Origin of the sequence: Actinomadura barringtoniae (assembly GCF_017573505.1) — a bacterium.
Taxonomy (GTDB): Bacteria; Actinomycetota; Actinomycetes; order Streptosporangiales; family Streptosporangiaceae; genus Spirillospora; species Spirillospora barringtoniae.
On record NZ_JAGEOJ010000015.1, the window covers coordinates 296,669 to 311,588 of the forward strand.

At 69.1% G+C, this 14,920-nt stretch carries 18 protein-coding genes; 4 read left to right on the top strand and 14 right to left on the bottom strand.

What is annotated here, in order from left to right:
* Nucleotides 1-83 precede the first annotated feature (83 nt).
* Both J4573_RS55580 and J4573_RS34560 read left to right on the top strand, forming a co-directional pair.
* Nucleotides 84-1,484: a hypothetical protein gene (locus J4573_RS55580; protein ID WP_208260138.1), complete on the top strand. Its 1,401-nt coding sequence runs from the start codon at nucleotides 84-86 to the stop codon at nucleotides 1,482-1,484.
* A 24-nt stretch (nucleotides 1,485-1,508) separates the two neighbouring features.
* Nucleotides 1,509-3,242, top strand: a complete 1,734-nt coding sequence (locus tag J4573_RS34560; RefSeq protein WP_208260139.1) for a hypothetical protein — start codon at nucleotides 1,509-1,511, stop codon at nucleotides 3,240-3,242.
* A gap of 18 nt (nucleotides 3,243-3,260) precedes the next feature.
* Here the strand turns inward: J4573_RS34560 and truA are convergent, their stop codons facing one another.
* The 8 genes from truA to infA all read right to left on the bottom strand — a co-directional run bounded on the left by truA (nucleotide 3,261) and on the right by infA (nucleotide 8,460).
* Nucleotides 3,261-4,118, bottom strand: coding sequence for a tRNA pseudouridine(38-40) synthase TruA (gene truA, locus J4573_RS34565; RefSeq protein WP_208260140.1), 858 nt, complete (start codon nucleotides 4,116-4,118; stop codon nucleotides 3,261-3,263).
* 318 nt (nucleotides 4,119-4,436) lie between these two features.
* A complete protein-coding gene (gene rplQ, locus J4573_RS34570; RefSeq protein ID WP_208260141.1) occupies nucleotides 4,437-4,967 on the bottom strand; it encodes a 50S ribosomal protein L17 in 531 nt (176 codons plus the stop codon).
* Nucleotides 4,968-5,167: 200 nt separating this feature from the next.
* On the bottom strand, nucleotides 5,168-6,181 hold the full coding sequence (locus J4573_RS34575) for a DNA-directed RNA polymerase subunit alpha (protein WP_131741171.1): 1,014 nt from the start codon (nucleotides 6,179-6,181) through the stop codon (nucleotides 5,168-5,170).
* A 138-nt stretch (nucleotides 6,182-6,319) separates the two neighbouring features.
* On the bottom strand, nucleotides 6,320-6,949 hold the full coding sequence (rpsD, locus tag J4573_RS34580) for a 30S ribosomal protein S4 (protein ID WP_208260142.1): 630 nt from the start codon (nucleotides 6,947-6,949) through the stop codon (nucleotides 6,320-6,322).
* 21 nt (nucleotides 6,950-6,970) lie between these two features.
* Nucleotides 6,971-7,372: a 30S ribosomal protein S11 gene (gene rpsK, locus J4573_RS34585; protein WP_067486841.1), complete on the bottom strand. Its 402-nt coding sequence runs from the start codon at nucleotides 7,370-7,372 to the stop codon at nucleotides 6,971-6,973.
* Nucleotides 7,373-7,428: 56 nt separating this feature from the next.
* Nucleotides 7,429-7,809, bottom strand: a complete 381-nt coding sequence (gene rpsM / locus J4573_RS34590; protein WP_208260143.1) for a 30S ribosomal protein S13 — start codon at nucleotides 7,807-7,809, stop codon at nucleotides 7,429-7,431.
* 248 nt (nucleotides 7,810-8,057) lie between these two features.
* Nucleotides 8,058-8,171, bottom strand: coding sequence for a 50S ribosomal protein L36 (gene rpmJ / locus J4573_RS34595; RefSeq protein ID WP_021596712.1), 114 nt, complete (start codon nucleotides 8,169-8,171; stop codon nucleotides 8,058-8,060).
* A gap of 67 nt (nucleotides 8,172-8,238) precedes the next feature.
* Complete coding sequence (infA, locus tag J4573_RS34600) at nucleotides 8,239-8,460, bottom strand: translation initiation factor IF-1 (RefSeq protein ID WP_208260144.1); 222 nt, start codon at nucleotides 8,458-8,460, stop codon at nucleotides 8,239-8,241.
* 265 nt (nucleotides 8,461-8,725) lie between these two features.
* On the opposite strand from infA, the gene J4573_RS34605 reads away from it, so the two are divergent.
* Nucleotides 8,726-9,274 carry a hypothetical protein gene (locus tag J4573_RS34605; protein WP_208260145.1) on the top strand — a complete coding sequence of 183 codons (549 nt, stop codon included), beginning with the start codon at nucleotides 8,726-8,728 and terminating at the stop codon, nucleotides 9,272-9,274.
* Between the two features lie 72 nt (nucleotides 9,275-9,346).
* Here J4573_RS34605 and J4573_RS34610 read toward each other — a convergent pair whose 3' ends face one another.
* Nucleotides 9,347-10,048, bottom strand: coding sequence for a class F sortase (locus J4573_RS34610; protein WP_208260146.1), 702 nt, complete (start codon nucleotides 10,046-10,048; stop codon nucleotides 9,347-9,349).
* Nucleotides 10,041-10,589, bottom strand: coding sequence for a hypothetical protein (locus J4573_RS34615; protein WP_208260147.1), 549 nt, complete (start codon nucleotides 10,587-10,589; stop codon nucleotides 10,041-10,043). Before J4573_RS34615 ends, J4573_RS34610 begins: the two co-directional genes overlap by 8 nt.
* A 194-nt stretch (nucleotides 10,590-10,783) precedes the next feature.
* Between J4573_RS34615 and J4573_RS34620 the strand changes: the two genes are divergently transcribed.
* On the top strand, nucleotides 10,784-11,596 hold the full coding sequence (locus J4573_RS34620) for a phosphodiesterase (RefSeq protein WP_208260148.1): 813 nt from the start codon (nucleotides 10,784-10,786) through the stop codon (nucleotides 11,594-11,596).
* 19 nt (nucleotides 11,597-11,615) lie between these two features.
* Here J4573_RS34620 and J4573_RS34625 read toward each other — a convergent pair whose 3' ends face one another.
* Genes J4573_RS34625 through secY form a run of 4 tightly spaced genes read right to left on the bottom strand, consistent with a single transcriptional unit; the run spans nucleotide 11,616 to nucleotide 14,887 of the window.
* A complete protein-coding gene (locus J4573_RS34625) occupies nucleotides 11,616-12,056 on the bottom strand; it encodes a DUF1707 domain-containing protein (RefSeq protein WP_208260149.1) in 441 nt (146 codons plus the stop codon).
* 33 nt (nucleotides 12,057-12,089) lie between these two features.
* On the bottom strand, nucleotides 12,090-12,899 hold the full coding sequence (map, locus tag J4573_RS34630; protein WP_208260150.1) for a type I methionyl aminopeptidase: 810 nt from the start codon (nucleotides 12,897-12,899) through the stop codon (nucleotides 12,090-12,092).
* Between the two features lie 33 nt (nucleotides 12,900-12,932).
* Complete coding sequence (locus J4573_RS34635) at nucleotides 12,933-13,586, bottom strand: adenylate kinase (protein ID WP_208260151.1); 654 nt, start codon at nucleotides 13,584-13,586, stop codon at nucleotides 12,933-12,935.
* A complete protein-coding gene (secY, locus tag J4573_RS34640; protein ID WP_208260235.1) occupies nucleotides 13,586-14,887 on the bottom strand; it encodes a preprotein translocase subunit SecY in 1,302 nt (433 codons plus the stop codon). The genes J4573_RS34635 and secY overlap by 1 nt, the downstream gene beginning before the upstream one ends.
* Between the last annotated feature and the right edge of the window lie 33 nt (nucleotides 14,888-14,920).

The window sequence follows — 14,920 nt, forward strand, 5'->3', positions numbered from 1 at the left end:
GGAGGGCGTCCGGTTCGCCCCCATGTCATGGTGGGTGTTCCGAAGGTCCAGAGCCCTGCAAGAGGAACGGTAAGGTCCAAGCCATGGGTTATCCGGACGATCAAGGCAAACCCGGCGGCTGGCCCCCCGTGCAGTCGCCGCAAGCGCCGTACGGTTCCGGACCAGAACGGCCCGGCAAGGCACCGTACGGCCTGGACGATGACAAGGACGAATCCCCCTTCGCTCCGCGTGGAGAATCCTTCGGCGGACCCGGCGGCGCGACCGCCTCGTGGGGAGATGACTTCGCCGAACCGGCGGCCTTCTCCGGCTCCCCCGGCGCCTCCCAGTTCTCGAACGAGCCGTCGTACGACGACGACCGCGGCGGACCCGGCGGAAGCACCAGCATCCTCGGCGCCCCCACCCCCGGCGCGTACGCCGAACCGGGCAGCTTCGGCAGCCCCGGCCTCGGCTCGGGTGGTCCCGGCTCGGGCGGTTCCGGCGGTCCCGGCTCGGGCGGTCCCGGCGACACGAACGCCTTCGGAGACCAGCACGGCTTCGGAGAGCCGAGCAACTTCAGCGGTTCGAACGACGCGGGCGGCTTCGGCGGCCCCGGCGGCGGTTTCGGTGGCCCTGGCGGCGGTCCGGGCGGCGGCTTCGGCGACCAGAGCCACGACGCCGAGTTCGGTACGCCGGTCGCCGGCGAGATGGGCTCCGACTTCGGACACGGCGGCCCGGGCGGTCCGGGCGGCCAGAACGGCCCCGTCCAGCCCGAGCGCCGCTACAACCTTCCCCTGATCATCGGCGGCGCGGTGGCCGCCGGGCTGGTCCTCATCGGCGGCGGCTTCGGCGTGTCCGCGATGCTCAAGGACGACTCGCCCAAGAAGAAGCCCGCCGCGCAGAGCAGCACCCCTGCCCCCAAGCAGAGCCAGCAGGGCGTCGCCCCGACGCCCAAGCCCAACCTGGCCCCCGTCAAGCTCAAGCTCCGCACGACCGACCCGAAGGCTCTGACGGCCGGCGAGATCTTCGCCAAGAGCAAGTTCGGTCCGTACGTCCGTACGGCCGCCAAGGCGCAGACCAGCTGCACCGGCGCGGTGAGCGGGTCGTCGCTCGCGAGCATCCTCAAGAAGGCCGGCTGCTCGCAGGTCGTGCGCGGCACGTACGCGCGCAAGGACGGCAAGCTGATCGGCACGGTCGGCGTCCTGAACCTGCGGAGCGAGAACGCCGCCAAGGTCGTCCTCAAGATCGCCAATGGCAAGGACTCCTACCTGGTCCCGCTGCCCGGCACCGGTACGACCAAGAAGATCGGCAAGGGCGAGGCCCTCGGCACCGCCGAGACCCGCGGCCACTACCTGATCATGACCTGGGTACAGCGCCCGGACGGCAAGAAGATCGACGACAAGTACCACTCGTCGGTCTCGGCGTTCGGACAGCAGGTCATCAAGGGCAGCGGACTGACCTTCGCCCTCGCATACCGGGAAACTGAGGGCAAACCCTTCCGAAACTGAGCAGCACTAATACCCTGTTTGCCTATGTCTGGACCTGAGGACACCGGGGAAGAGACGGGGACGCCCGCCGTTCCCGTCTCCCCCGCGCCGCCCAGCTTCGGCGTCGACCCGTCCGCCGGAGCGACGGCGGGCTTCTCGCCGTTCGGCCTGGAGAAGCCCTGGTGGGCATCCTCGGACGACACCGACGAGCCCGAGCCCCCCGCCGCCTCCGTCAACGTCGCGCGAACCGACGAGCCCGAGCCCTCCGAGGGGCCCGAGGACGTCGAGCCGCCTGAGGACGTCGAGCCCCCTGAGGACGCGGAGCCCGAGCGACCACCCGAAGCCGCTGAGGACGACTCCGAGGACGACTCCGACACGATCGTCTTCGGCTCGGACTCGACCTCGGAACCGGACTCGGAAACGGATTCGGGAACGGGCCCCGGCGAGAAGGCGGACCAGAGTGCTCCAACGGCCGAGCCGCCACCCGGCAGGCTGGTCGCGGGCATCGGCGTTCCCAGCGTCGACTCCAGGCGCGCGGTCCCGGCCGAGCCGATCGTTCAGCAGCAGACCCCGGCCTTCCCCGACACCGACCCGGACGGCATCCCGGTCATGCCGCGGGACGACGCCGAGGACAAGCCCTCGGCCGATGAAGTAGCAGGACGAGAACAGCCCGAGGACGACGACGACCAGGGCTCGATCATCACGCGGGCCGAAGGCATCCCGGTCGTGGTGGACCTGGAACAGCCCGGCCAGAAGCCCGGCGAGCCCTCCGTGCCCCTGGGGGCGCCCGTCCTGCTCCCCGACGCGATCCTGCCGCCGGGAGTGACTCCGCCCGCCGACAGCTCCGCTCCGGCCCCTGTGGACAAGCCTCAGGCCACCGACGGACCCCGGACTCAGACCCGGCCTCACCCCCAGCCCCCGGCCGACGACCGTACGGAACCGGCCGAGAAGCCCGCGCCAACCGTGATCACGCCGGTCTACCACGCCGACGGCGGCATCCCGATCGACGCGCCCCCGCCGCCCTCGTCGTCCTCCCCCTCGACCGCACTCGCACCCACAGGCCCGCCGCCCGGAACGCTCGGCAAGCGCAAAGCCCTGCTCATCGCGGGCGGGATCGCCGCGGTCTTCGTGGTCCTCGCCGGAGGGTTCGCGATCGCCGGTTCCTCGGGCGACAGCGGCTCGGCCAAGCAGGCGGGCGGCACGGCCTCACCGGTCGCGTCACCCTCCGCCTCGCGGCCGGCCGCTCCTCCGCCGCCCCCGCCCGTGGACATCTCCAACGAGAAGACCGACCCGAAGCCGCTCAAGGTGCCCGACGTCTTCCCGGCCACGAACGTGAACGTCGGCGGCCGCCCGTTCGACCGGATCAGGTACTCGCTCAACGTGGACTTCTCCTACGTCGCGAGCGGCGCCATGATCCAGGCGCTGACGCGCGAGCACTGCCGCCGCGTCGTCCGCGTCACCTACCTCGACAAGGGCCGTTCGCTCGCCGTGACGGCGGGCGTGGCCGTGATGCCCGACCAGGGCGCGGCCGACCGGCTCAGCAAGGCGGGCAAGCCCGCCCAGTACGAGTGGTTCCGCGGCATGACCGGCAAGAACGCCGAGGACATCGACCGCGCCGGCGGGTACGCGCTGAGCACGACCCGCGGCCGGTACGTCATCTACGCCTACGCGCAGTACTCCAACGGCAAGCAGGCCAAGCCCAACGACCCGGCGCTCAAGGGCGCCGCACAGCAGTTCGTCGATCTCGGCGTCCGCCCCATCGAGGCCCGCGCCCACTGAGGAAGCGGACAGAACGGCCTAGGAGGCGCAGCTGGACGGGTCCGCCGTGGCGTTCAGCGTGCGGACCCGGCGCGTCTCCTGGGCGCGTTCGGCGAGCCCCTCGTCCTCGGGGTAGCTGATCTCTTCCAGCGACAGCCCGTGCGCGGGCGCCACGTTCACCGCCGAGTCGCGGACGCGCGCGGCCAGCACCTCCGACGGCCACTCGATCTCGCGCCGCCCGTCGCCGACGACCAGCAGCGCACCGACCAGCGCGCGCACCATGGAGTGGCAGAACGCGTCGGCCTGCACGGTCGCCGCGGCGATGCGGTGGTCCTCGTCCTCGCGGGCCCACTCGTACCGCAGCAGCCGCCGGATCGTGGTCGCGCCCTCGCGCTTGCGGCAGAACGCGGCGAAGTCGTGCTCGCCGAGCAATAGCGCGCTCGCGGCGTTCATCCGCTCCAGGTCCACCGGGCGCGGGTGCCACAGCACGTCGTGGCGGCGCAGCGGCTCCACGCCGATCGGGTCGTCACAGACCCGGTAGACGTACCGCCGCGACAGCGCCGAGAAGCGCGCGTCGAAGCCCTCGGGTGCCACCACGACCGAGCGCACCCGCACGTCGGGCGGCAGCAGCCCGGCGAGGCGCCGCGGCATGGTGCCGTTCACCGTGGAGTACGCGGCGACCGGGACGACCAGGTGGGCGACCTGCCCGCGGGCGTGCACCCCCGCGTCCGTACGCCCCGCGACGGTGAGCACCGGCGGCGGGTCCAGGCGCAGCAGGCGTGCCAGGGCGTCCTCGATCACGCCCTGCACGGTGCGCTGGTTCGGCTGGCGAGCCCAGCCCGCGAAGTCCGACCCGTCGTAGGTGATGTCGAGCCGGAGTCTTACCAATGCGGTCATGTCAGCCGGGGGTTCCTTGTCCACTGCCGCTGCCTCTGTCCAGTCGTCTCGGTGCGCGCCGACTCATCGGGCACCCCCCGGACATGCTCCCCTGCGAATCGTCGTTCCCCCGACCTGACCATGGATTCAGTCTGGCAAAGATCGAGCCCGCCGTCTCGTTACAGACGGCGGGCTCGTCTATGTCGCCCAGAGAATGCGGATCGTCCTACCCCCGCATGCGCGAGGAGCAACCGCCGTTCCGATACGGGACCGCGGGGCTGATCGGATCACCCCCACCCAGGTGGGGAGCAGCCATGACGACCTGCATGCTTTCGGGACTTACTCGGCCTTGCCCTCGGCGTCGGCCTTGGCGTCGGCCTTGGCGGTGTCGACCTTGTCCTCGGCCGGAGCGTCCACCGCGTCGTCGGCGGGGAGCTCGGCGACCTCCTCGGCCGGGGCCGGGGCGGCAGCGGCGGCCGGAGCGGCCGCGCGGGAACCGGTGGACGCCGACAGCGGCTCCTGCACCAGCTCGATCACGGCCATGGGCGCGTTGTCGCCCTTGCGCGGGCCGAGCTTGGTGATGCGGGTGTAGCCGCCGGGACGGTTCTCGAACTTCGGCGCGATCTCGGTGAAGAGCTCGTGCAGAACGCTCTTGTCGCGGATCGTCTTGGCCACCAGGCGACGGTTGTGCAGGTCGCCCTTCTTGGCCTTGGTGATCAGCTTCTCCGCCAGCGGGCGGACTCGCCGTGCCTTGGCCTCGGTGGTGGTGATGCGGCCGTGCTCGAAAAGCGACGTGGCCAGGTTGGCCAGGATCAGCTTCTGGTGCGCGGCGCCGCCGCCGAGGCGGGCGCCCTTGGTGGGCTGAGGCATGGTGTCTTCCTTCCTGCACCGGCCGTATCAGGTACCGGTGTCAGCTCAGTTCCGCGCCGGCCGTACGAGGTACCGGCGTCGGCCGTACCCGCCCCGCCGGCCGGAGGGATCTCCGGCCGGCGAAGCGGGCCTGACGTTGGTTCACAGAGGTGAAGCTGGTCTTGCGGGTGAAGCGGTGACGCGAGTCAGTACTGCCTTGATCAGTACTGCTCGGTCTCGGCGTACGACTGGTCGTCGTCGCCGTAGTTGTCGGCGGCTGCGCTCGGGTCGAACCCGGGCGGGGAGTCCTTGAGGGAGAGGCCCATGTCGTTGAGCTTCTGCTTGACCTCTTCGATGGACTTGGCGCCGAAATTCCTTATATCCAGAAGGTCCTGCTCGCTGCGGGCGACCAACTCGCCCACAGAGTGGATGCCCTCGCGCTTGAGGCAGTTGTAGGACCGCACCGTGAGGTTGAGCTCCTCGATGGGCAGCGCCAGGTCCGCCGCGAGCGCGGCGTCCGTCGGCGACGGGCCCATGTCGATGCCCTCGGCCTCGACGTTGAGCTCCCGGGCCAGCCCGAACAGCTCGACGAGCGTCTTGCCGGCGGAGGCGACCGCGTCGCGCGGCAGCATCGCCTGCTTGGTCTCGACGTCGAGGATGAGGCGGTCGAAGTCGGTGCGCTGCTCGACTCGGGTCGCCTCGACCTTGTAGGTGACCTTGAGCACGGGCGAGTAGATGGAGTCGATCGGAATACGACCGATCTCCTGGCCCGGCTGCTTGTTCTGGGCGGCGGAGACGTAGCCGCGGCCGCGCTCGACCGTGAGCTCCATCTCCAGCTTGGCCTTGTTGTTGAGCGTGGCGATGTGCAGGTCCGGGTTGTGGACCTCCACGCCCGCCGGCGGCGCGATGTCGGCCGCGGTGACCTCACCGGGTCCCTGCTTGCGCAGGTACATGACCACGGGCTCGTCGTGCTCGGAGGAGACGACCAGCTCCTTGAGGTTCAGGATGATGTCGGTGACATCCTCCTTGACCCCGGGAACGGTCGAGAACTCGTGCAGGACGCCCTCGATGCGGATGCTGGTGACGGCCGCGCCGGGGATCGAGGAGAGCAGGGTACGGCGGAGCGAGTTGCCGATCGTGTAGCCGAAGCCAGGCTCCAGCGGCTCGATCGTGAACCGCGACCGGTACTCGTCGACCTGCTCTTCTGTGAGAGTTGGACGCTGAGCGATGAGCATGGGTGTTCCTTCTTCCCGCGGTGCCCGCTATTTGACACCACGTTCTAGATACTTCCCCGTTTCGCCGGGATCCCACCGAATCGGATGAATCGGGAGGATCCCGGCGAACACCGAGCATGTACCCAGAGTAGTCGGTGACTACTTCGAGTAGAGCTCGACGATGAGCTGCTCCTGGACCGGGGCATCGATCTGCTGCCGGACCGGGAGGGAGTGCACGAGGATGCGCATGGCGCCCTCGGTCACGACGCCGAGCCACGCCGGCACCTGACGCTCGCCGGCCTCCGCGCGGGCGACCACGAACGGGGTCATCTCCAGCGACTTGGCGCGGACGGCGACGATGTCGGCCTCGCTGACCAGGAACGACGGGATGTCGACCTTGGTGCCGTTGACCATGAAGTGGCCGTGGCGGATCAGCTGGCGGGCAGCGTCGCGCGACTTGGCGAAGCCGGCCCGGTAGACGACGTTGTCGAGACGGCGCTCGAGCAGGCTGAGCAGGTTCTCACCCGTCTTGCCGCCCTGGCGGTTGGCCTCGACGTAGTAGTTGTGGAACTGCTTCTCCAGCACGCCGTAGATGCGGCGGGCCTTCTGCTTCTCACGAAGCTGCAGCAGGTACTCGGTCTCCTTCGGCCGGCCGCGACCGTGCTCACCCGGGGGGTAAGGACGGATCTCGATCGGGCACTTGGGGCCCTCGCACTTGCTGCCCTTGAGGAACAGCTTCATCTTCTCGCGGCGGCAAAGCTTGCAGTCCGCGCCTGTGTAACGAGCCATTGTTCTCTAGTCTCCTCGGCCTCAGACCCGGCGGCGCTTCGGCGGGCGGCAGCCGTTGTGCGGAACGGGCGTGACGTCCTGGATCGAGCCCACCTCGAGGCCGGTCGCCTGCAGCGACCGGATGGCGGTCTCGCGGCCCGAACCCGGGCCCTTCACGAAGACGTCGACCTTCCGCATGCCGTGCTCCATGGCGCGGCGGGCGGCGGACTCGGCGGCCTGCTGGGCGGCGAACGGGGTGGACTTGCGCGAGCCCTTGAAGCCCACGTGCCCCGACGACGCCCAGGAGATCACGTTCCCGTTGGGGTCGGTGATGGAGACGATCGTGTTGTTGAACGTGCTCTTGATGTGAGCGTGCCCGTGGGCGACGTTCTTCTTTTCCTTGCGGCGCACCTTCTTGGCGCCGACCCTGCTCTTAGGAGGCATCTGCTCTCTCTACTCTGAGGTCATCGATCCGCGTTCAGACCGAAGGTCCGTGCGGACTACTTCTTGCCGGCCTTCTTCTTGCCGGCCACGGTCTTCTTCTTGCCCTTGCGGGTACGCGCGTTGGTCTGCGTGCGCTGACCGTGCACGGGGAGACCGCGGCGGTGCCGGATCCCCTGGTAGCTACCGATCTCGATCTTGCGGCGGATGTCCGCCTGGACCTCGCGTCGGAGGTCACCCTCGATCTTGTAGTTGGCCTCGATCCAGTCGCGGAGCTTGACCAGCTCGTCGTCGCCGAGCTGGTGGACCCGCAGATCGGGGTTCACCTCGGTGGCCTTGAGGGTCTCCTTGGCACGGGTGCGGCCGATGCCGAAGACGTAGGTGAGAGCGATCTCGATGCGCTTGTCGCGCGGGAGATCGACGCCGAGGAGGCGTGCCATCGTGGGCAGTTCCCTTCATTTCGCGGAGGTGTCGACGCATTCGCGGATCCGCTCTCACCCTGCCCGGGTGGCGGCCTCGGCCTCCGTCGGTCCGAGGGTGGGTGCCCCTTCACACACTGCTGCCGTACGACCCGATCTTGCGATCAGAGTGCGTACGGCCTCTGTGTGCTCAGAGCTTGCGATGCGCTGGATTCAGTTGTGCGTCAGAACGCGGCTGCGAACAGAACGCGCGGTCTGGCGCTGCCGCGTCAGCCCTGACGCTGCTTGTGGCGCGGGTCGCTGCAGATGACCATGACCCGGCCGTGCCGCCGAATGACGCGGCACTTGTTGCAGATCTTCTTGACGCTCGGCTTGACCTTCACTGGGTCTCCTAGAGGTTCAGGGTCACCCTCACGCCGCCACGCATGAGAGAGGCAACCCCAGTGATCATTACTTGTAGCGGTAGACGATCCGGCCGCGCGTGAGGTCGTAGGGGCTCAGCTCCACGACGACCCGGTCGTCCGGCAGGATCCGGATGTAGTGCATCCGCATCTTGCCGCTGATGTGGGCGAGAACCTTGTGCCCGTTATCGAGTTCGACCCGGAACATGGCGTTCGGGAGAGACTCGATGACGACGCCCTCGATCTCGATGGCCCCTTCTTTCTTGGCCATGTCCTCCGCGCTTCGCTGATCGGCTCATTGGACTCGGTCCGAGAATCTCCGGGAAGGAGCAACCGGCCGCACCCGTGCCACGCCCCCGGAAAGGGAATCGGGCTGGGATGAAGGCGGCCGACAGCGGACCGACATAGGAGTCTACGTCACGCGGCCGCCGAATGTGAAATTCACGCAGGATCGGAGGCCGGAGACTGCTCCCGAGTCAAGCATACAGCGCCCGCGCGTTGTACCTTTCCAGGAGAGATGACAGAGGAGGATCAGCATGCCGAGCTATGACTTCGCGCTGATCCTCAGCCGTCCGTTCTACGAGGACGAACTCGATCCGCTCTTCGACCGGACGTACGGGCACGTCACCGTCTCGATCATCAGTGAGCCGCATCACGCCGAACGGCCGGGGAACGCCTCCTGCAGCTGGCAGGGCCCCAGCCTGGCCGCGGCGATCATGGACGTGGTGGCGCACGTCGAGGCCAGCGCGATGGACGTACGGGTGCACCGGGTCGAGGCCGACCCGCTCCTCACCATCCGCGACATCGCCGAGCGGGTGGGCCGCAGCACCGACTCCGTACGGCTGGCGATCACCGGCTCGCGCGGCCAGGGCGGCTTCCCGGCCTCCGAGCTCTCCTCGGCCGGCCACCGCCTGTGGCGCTGGTCCAAGGTGGCCGCCTGGTACGACCTGGACGACCCGCAGCTCCGCGAGGCCCGTCCCACCGCCCGTGCGATCAACGGCTGGCTGGCCCTGCGCGAGGTCGTCCCCGACGTAGCCCCCGCCCCCGAGGCCATCACCAACGCCCTCTCCGCCGTAGTCGCATAACCGCGCCGATCTTGCTCTCATGGCCCTTTGCGGGCCCCGGCAAGGGCGCTGAGAGCAAGATCGGCGTATTTGCTAGGCCTTGAGCAGGTCGGACAGGCGGTAGGCGGCGGCGAACGTGCCGTACAGGATCAGGTTGTCGGTGTAGGCGTGCCTGGCGTCGTCGTAGCGTCCGGCGCAGGTGACGAGGCGGAGCTCCGGGCCGCCGGTGCCCGCCAGCACGCGCCGTTCCGGGAACTTCTCCTTCGGGACCTCCTCGGACGAGGTGATCCTGAACACCGCGACGGTCTCGTCGGCGCGGACGACCCCGACGATGTCACCGGCCTTGAGCTCCTTGAGGCGGGCGAAGACGGCCGGGGCGGTCCTGGTGTCCAGATGTCCGACGATCACGGCCGTGCCCGGCTCCCCCGGGCTCGCCCCGGCGCCGTACCAGCCCGCGAGGTTGTGCTCGTCCACGGGCGGGGCCTCGATCGAGCCGTCGTGGCCCCGCCCGACCTCGGTCAGCGGCGCGTTCACGTTGATCTTGGGGATGGCGATCGCGGTGGGCGTGTAGCGGCCGAGGGAGGCCTGGAGCGGGGTCGGCCGTCCGGCCTCGGCGCCCGGGGCCGCGGGGTCCTGGCCGCCCGCGGCGGGGCCCGCGATGGCGGGCAGCGCCAGCTCGGGCCCGGGACGATGCCCGGTGTCGTGGCGCAGCGCGCAGCCCGTCACGACCTGCGACAGCCCCACGGCCGCGACGACCGTGCAGCGGCCGTACCGCCGCCTCCTGCGCTCATGCACGATTGCGTCGACTCCTCCACAGGGTGAATCCGGTCCCGGCGACCAGCACCAGGCTCGCCCCGATAGTGATCAGCAGGCCCCAGCTGTCCTTGGGCGCGGTCGCGTTCGCCTTCGCGGCGTGGGCCAGGCCGCCGGCGCGCGTCCCGGCGTGCGCGAGGCCGCCGCCCCCGGTGTGCGGGCCCGGGTTGGGCTCCGAGCCGTCCGAAACCTCCAGCTGTCCGGTGAACTGCTGGCCGCCCTGGCACTCCACGAGGACGTCGTACGGGCCGGGCGTCGTGCCCATCGCGATGTCGGCCGTTCCCACCGGTCCCCGCCCGGCGCCGGCGTTGGAAGTCAGCGGAACGTCGGCGGCGGCGAACGCGCCGGAATTGGCCTTGGCGGGGTCCACGCACGAGTCGGGTGCGGTCAGGGTCACGCTTCCGCCGGGCGCCACCTTGTACGGTTCGATGTCCACGTCGTCGGCGTACGCCATCGGCCCGACGGCGAACAGGGCGACACCGGTCAACGCGGCGGCGCAGGTAGTCGATATTCTGCGGATCATCGGTTCCCCCGGGTCGGCCCCGCCGAGATGCGGAGCCCATGATCTTCTTGTCCCCGCGCCAAGTCGACAGCGCGGTCAATCGGACGCAAAGATCGTTCCAGTACTCCGGCCGAACGCGCGGGCCTGCGGAGTACGACTCCCCAGGTGCGTCGCCCGAGGGGCCGTGGTGTGCTTGACCTAGGGGGAGGGGATCAATGGCGATCATCGCGCAGCTCAGCGACATCCATCTCGCCGCCGGAGGCGACGGCGAGGTCGACGACAACTCCGGCCCGGTGCGTGCCCTGCGGGCGGCCGTGTCGAGCCTCCTGGCGCTTCCCGCCCGCCCGGACGCCGTGGTCCTCACCGGCGACCTGGCCGACGGCGGCCGTCCCGCCGAGTACGCCCGGCTGCACGCGCTGCTCTCGCCGCTGCCGATGGCGATCTACCCGCTGCCCGGCAACCACGACGACCGCGACGCGCTGCGCGCCGCGTTCAAGGACCACCCGGCCGTCTTCAACACCGGCCGGACGCCGCAGGCACCGATCCAGTACGCGGTGGACGTCGCCGGGACCCGGCTGGTCTGCTGCGACACCACGGTCTCCGGCAAGCCCCACGGCGAGATGGACACCGAACGCCTCGACTGGCTCGACCTGACCCTCGCCGCCGCCCCGGACACCCCCACGGTGGTCGCCACGCACCACCCGCCGTACCGCATCGGCATCCGCTTCATCGACGACATGCGCTTCACCGAGACCGGCCGCTTCCGCGAGATCGTCGAGCGACACCCGCAGGTGGTTCGCGTGATCAGCGGGCATGTGCACCGCGGCTCGGTCGGCTCGCTCGGCCGTACGGTCAGCACGACCTGCCCGAGCACCTACCGGCAGCTGTTCCTGGATCTCACCAAGCCGGGACGCGCGGCCGTGACGGGAGAGCCCGCGGGCTTCGCCGTGCACCTGATCGAGGACGGCGTCGCCACCACGCACTTCGTGCCGACGGGCAACTACCGCCCCCTGATGGAGGTCGAGTAAACCCCGGAGGGAGCGGGGGTCAGCGGCGCTTGGGGCCCATGATCGTGTTGAGCAGGACCAGAACGCCCCAGGGGCCGGCGACCCACAGGAACCACGGGTAGGTGGCGCCGCTCGTCACCGCGACGATCGCCCACACCATGAAGCACATCGCGCTGACCGAGGCCCAGCTCCCCCAGGCCGCCGCCGCGCCGTACTTGTGCAGGTCCTTGGAGTGGCCGCTGGTCGCCGGGGGCGTGCCGGTCTTCTGCGTGGCCGGGATCGGGTGAACGTGCAGGTCCTCTTCGGGGAGGTCCGCCGTCACGATCTGGAGGTCCCCGATGGTCTTGGCCGCGTACGTGGCGTCGAGCCGCTCCTGCAGCTCGTCCATGGTGATGCGGCCCTCGGCGCTGTGCTCGCGCAGGGCGGCGGCCACGCGATCCCGGTCGGCGTCGGAGGCCCGGATGTCAGGATTCTGCGGCATGCCCCGCCCCTTCGTGATTCCCAGTGAAAGAGCCTACTTGCCCAGCTTGGCGAACCACTCCCGGCCCTCGTCAAGGGCCGTGAGCACGCGGGGGCCGTCTTCGGTCACCGCGAAGGTGTGCTCGAAGTGCGCGGACGAGCGGGCGTCGGTGGTGATCACCGTCCAGCCGTCCTCCAGCTCCTCAGTGTCCTTGGTGCCGAGGTTGACCATCGGCTCCACCGCGAAGCACATCCCCACCTCCAGCACCGGGCCGTGCCCGGGCTCGCCGTGGTTGGGGATCAGCGGGTCCATGTGCATCTCGGTCCCGATGCCGTGCCCGCCGTAGCCCTCAACAATGCCGTAGCGGCCCTGAGAGCGAATGTAAGACTCGATCGCGTGCGACATGTCCGTGAGGTGCGCCCCGGCCACTCCGGCCCTCAGGCCGTGCCACAGGGACGTCTCGGTCACGTCCAGGAGCGTCTGGAGCTCCTCGGTGACCTCGCCCACCGGAACGGTGATCGCCGAGTCGCCGTGCCAGCCCTCGACGATCGCGCCGCAGTCGATGGAGATCACGTCGCCGTCCCGCAGCACCTTCTCGGCGTTCGGGATGCCGTGCACGATCTCCTCGTTGATCGAGGCGCAGATCGTCGCCGGGAAGCCGTGGTAGCCCTTGAACGACGGGACCCCGCCGTGATCACGGATGTTGGCCTCGGCGATGTCGTCCAGGTCCATCGTGGTGATGCCCGGCTTCACCGCCTCGCGCAGCAGCTGCAGCGTCTCGCCGACCAGCAGGCCGGCCTTCCGCATGAGCTCGATCTGCTCAGCCGTCTTCATCTGGATCGCGGGCCTGCGCCGCCTGAACATTGAACTTCCCCTTCTCGATCCCTCAGCGGGAAGTCACTTCTCCAAGGGACGCAGCGCGCCCAGCGCGCGGCTGGTGACCTCCTCGACGGGGCCGGTCGCGTCGATGCCGACCAGGATGCCCTCATCCGCATAGAACTGAACCAGCGGCGAGGTTTGTTCCGCGTAGACCTCGAGCCGGTGCCGGACGACGTCTTCCTTGTCGTCGTCGCGCTGGAAGAGCCGGCCGCCGCAGTCGTCGCAGACGTCGTCCTTCTTGTCGTCGAAGTCGACGTGCCAGATGCGCCCGCACTTCTCGCAGGTGCGCCGGCCCGACAGCCGCCGGACGACCTCGTCCTCGTCGACGACCAGCTCGAGCACGATGTCCAGCTTGGCGTCGAAGTCGGAGGTCAGCATCTTCTTGAGCGTCTCGGCCTGGGGCACGTTGCGGGGGAAGCCGTCCAGCAGGAAGCCGTCCCGGGCGTCCTCCTCGGCCAGCCGGTCGCGCACCATCGCGATGGTGACCTCGTCGGGGACCAGGTCGCCGCGGTCCATGTACTCCTTGGCCTCGCGGCCGAGCTCGGTGCCGCCGCTCACGTTGGCGCGGAAGATGTCACCTGTCGAGATCTTCGGGATGGACAGATGCGATGCGATGAACTGGGCCTGTGTCCCCTTGCCCGCTCCCGGGGGGCCCACCAGCACGATACGCACTACCGGAGGAAGCCCTCGTAGTTACGCTGCTGCAGCTGCGATTCGACTTGCTTCACGGTATCCAGCCCGACGCCGACGACGATGAGGATGCTCGTCCCGCCGAAGGGGAAGTCCTGCGTCGCGTTCAACAGGGAGAACGCGACCATGGGGATCAGCGCGACGAGTCCCAGGTAAAGCGCACCGGGGGTGGTGATCCGGGTCAGCACGTAGTCGAGGTACTCGGCGGTCGGCCGGCCCGGACGGATGCCTGGGATGAAGCCACCATACTTCTTCATGTTGTCGGCGACTTCAGTGGGGTTGAAGGTGATGGCGACGTAGAAGTACGTGAAGAAGATGATGAAGGCGAAGAAGATCGCCATGTGCCAGGTGTTGTCCTGCTGCAGGTACGGCTGGATCTTCTGCAGCGTCTTGTTGTTCGGCCACAGCTGCGTCGCCAGCACCGGGAGGTACAGCAGCGACGAGGCGAAGATGACCGGGATGATGCCCGCCTGGTTGACCTTCAGGGGGATGTAGGTCGAGGTGCCGCCGTACATCCGGCGTCCGACCATCCGCTTGGCGTACTGCACCGGGATGCGGCGCTGCGCCTGCTCGACGAACACGACGCCCGCCATGATCGCCAGGCCGACGAGGATGACGATGGTGAAGACGAACGGGCCCTTGGACTTGTAGATGCCCCAGAACTGCGCCGGGAAGACCGCCACCACCTGGGTGAAGATCAGGATCGACATGCCGTTGCCGATGCCCCGGTCGGTGATGAGCTCGCCCAGCCACATGATCACGGTGGTGCCGGCCACGAGGCAGATCACCATGGTGATGATCGGGAAGATCCCGTTGTCGTGCAGCAGGTCCTGACCGGAGCCGGCGCCGCCGAACAGCTGCCCGCTGCTGGCCATCGCCACAATGCCGGTCGCCTGGAGGATCGCCAGCCCGACCGTGAGGTAACGGGTGTACTGCGTGATCTTCGTGGTGCCGGCCTGGCCCTCCTTCTTGAGGGCCTCAAGACGCGGGATCACCACGGTCAGCAGCTGCAGGATGATGCTCGCGGTGATGTAGGGCATGATGCCCAGCGCGAAGATCGAAAGCTTCAGCAGCGCGCCGCCGCTGAACAGGTCGACCAACTGGAAGACCTGCCCCGACGACCCCTTCTTGGCGGCGTCGGCGGTCTGCTTCAGCACTTCCACGTTCACGTTCGGGGCCGGCAGGTTGGCGCCGAGCCGGAACACCGCAACGATGGCGAGCGTGAACAGTATTTTCTTACGCAGGTCAGGCGTACGGAAAGCCCGAGCGAACGCGGTCAGCACCATTCCTCCTGCGCGACTGGCAAATCCATGGCG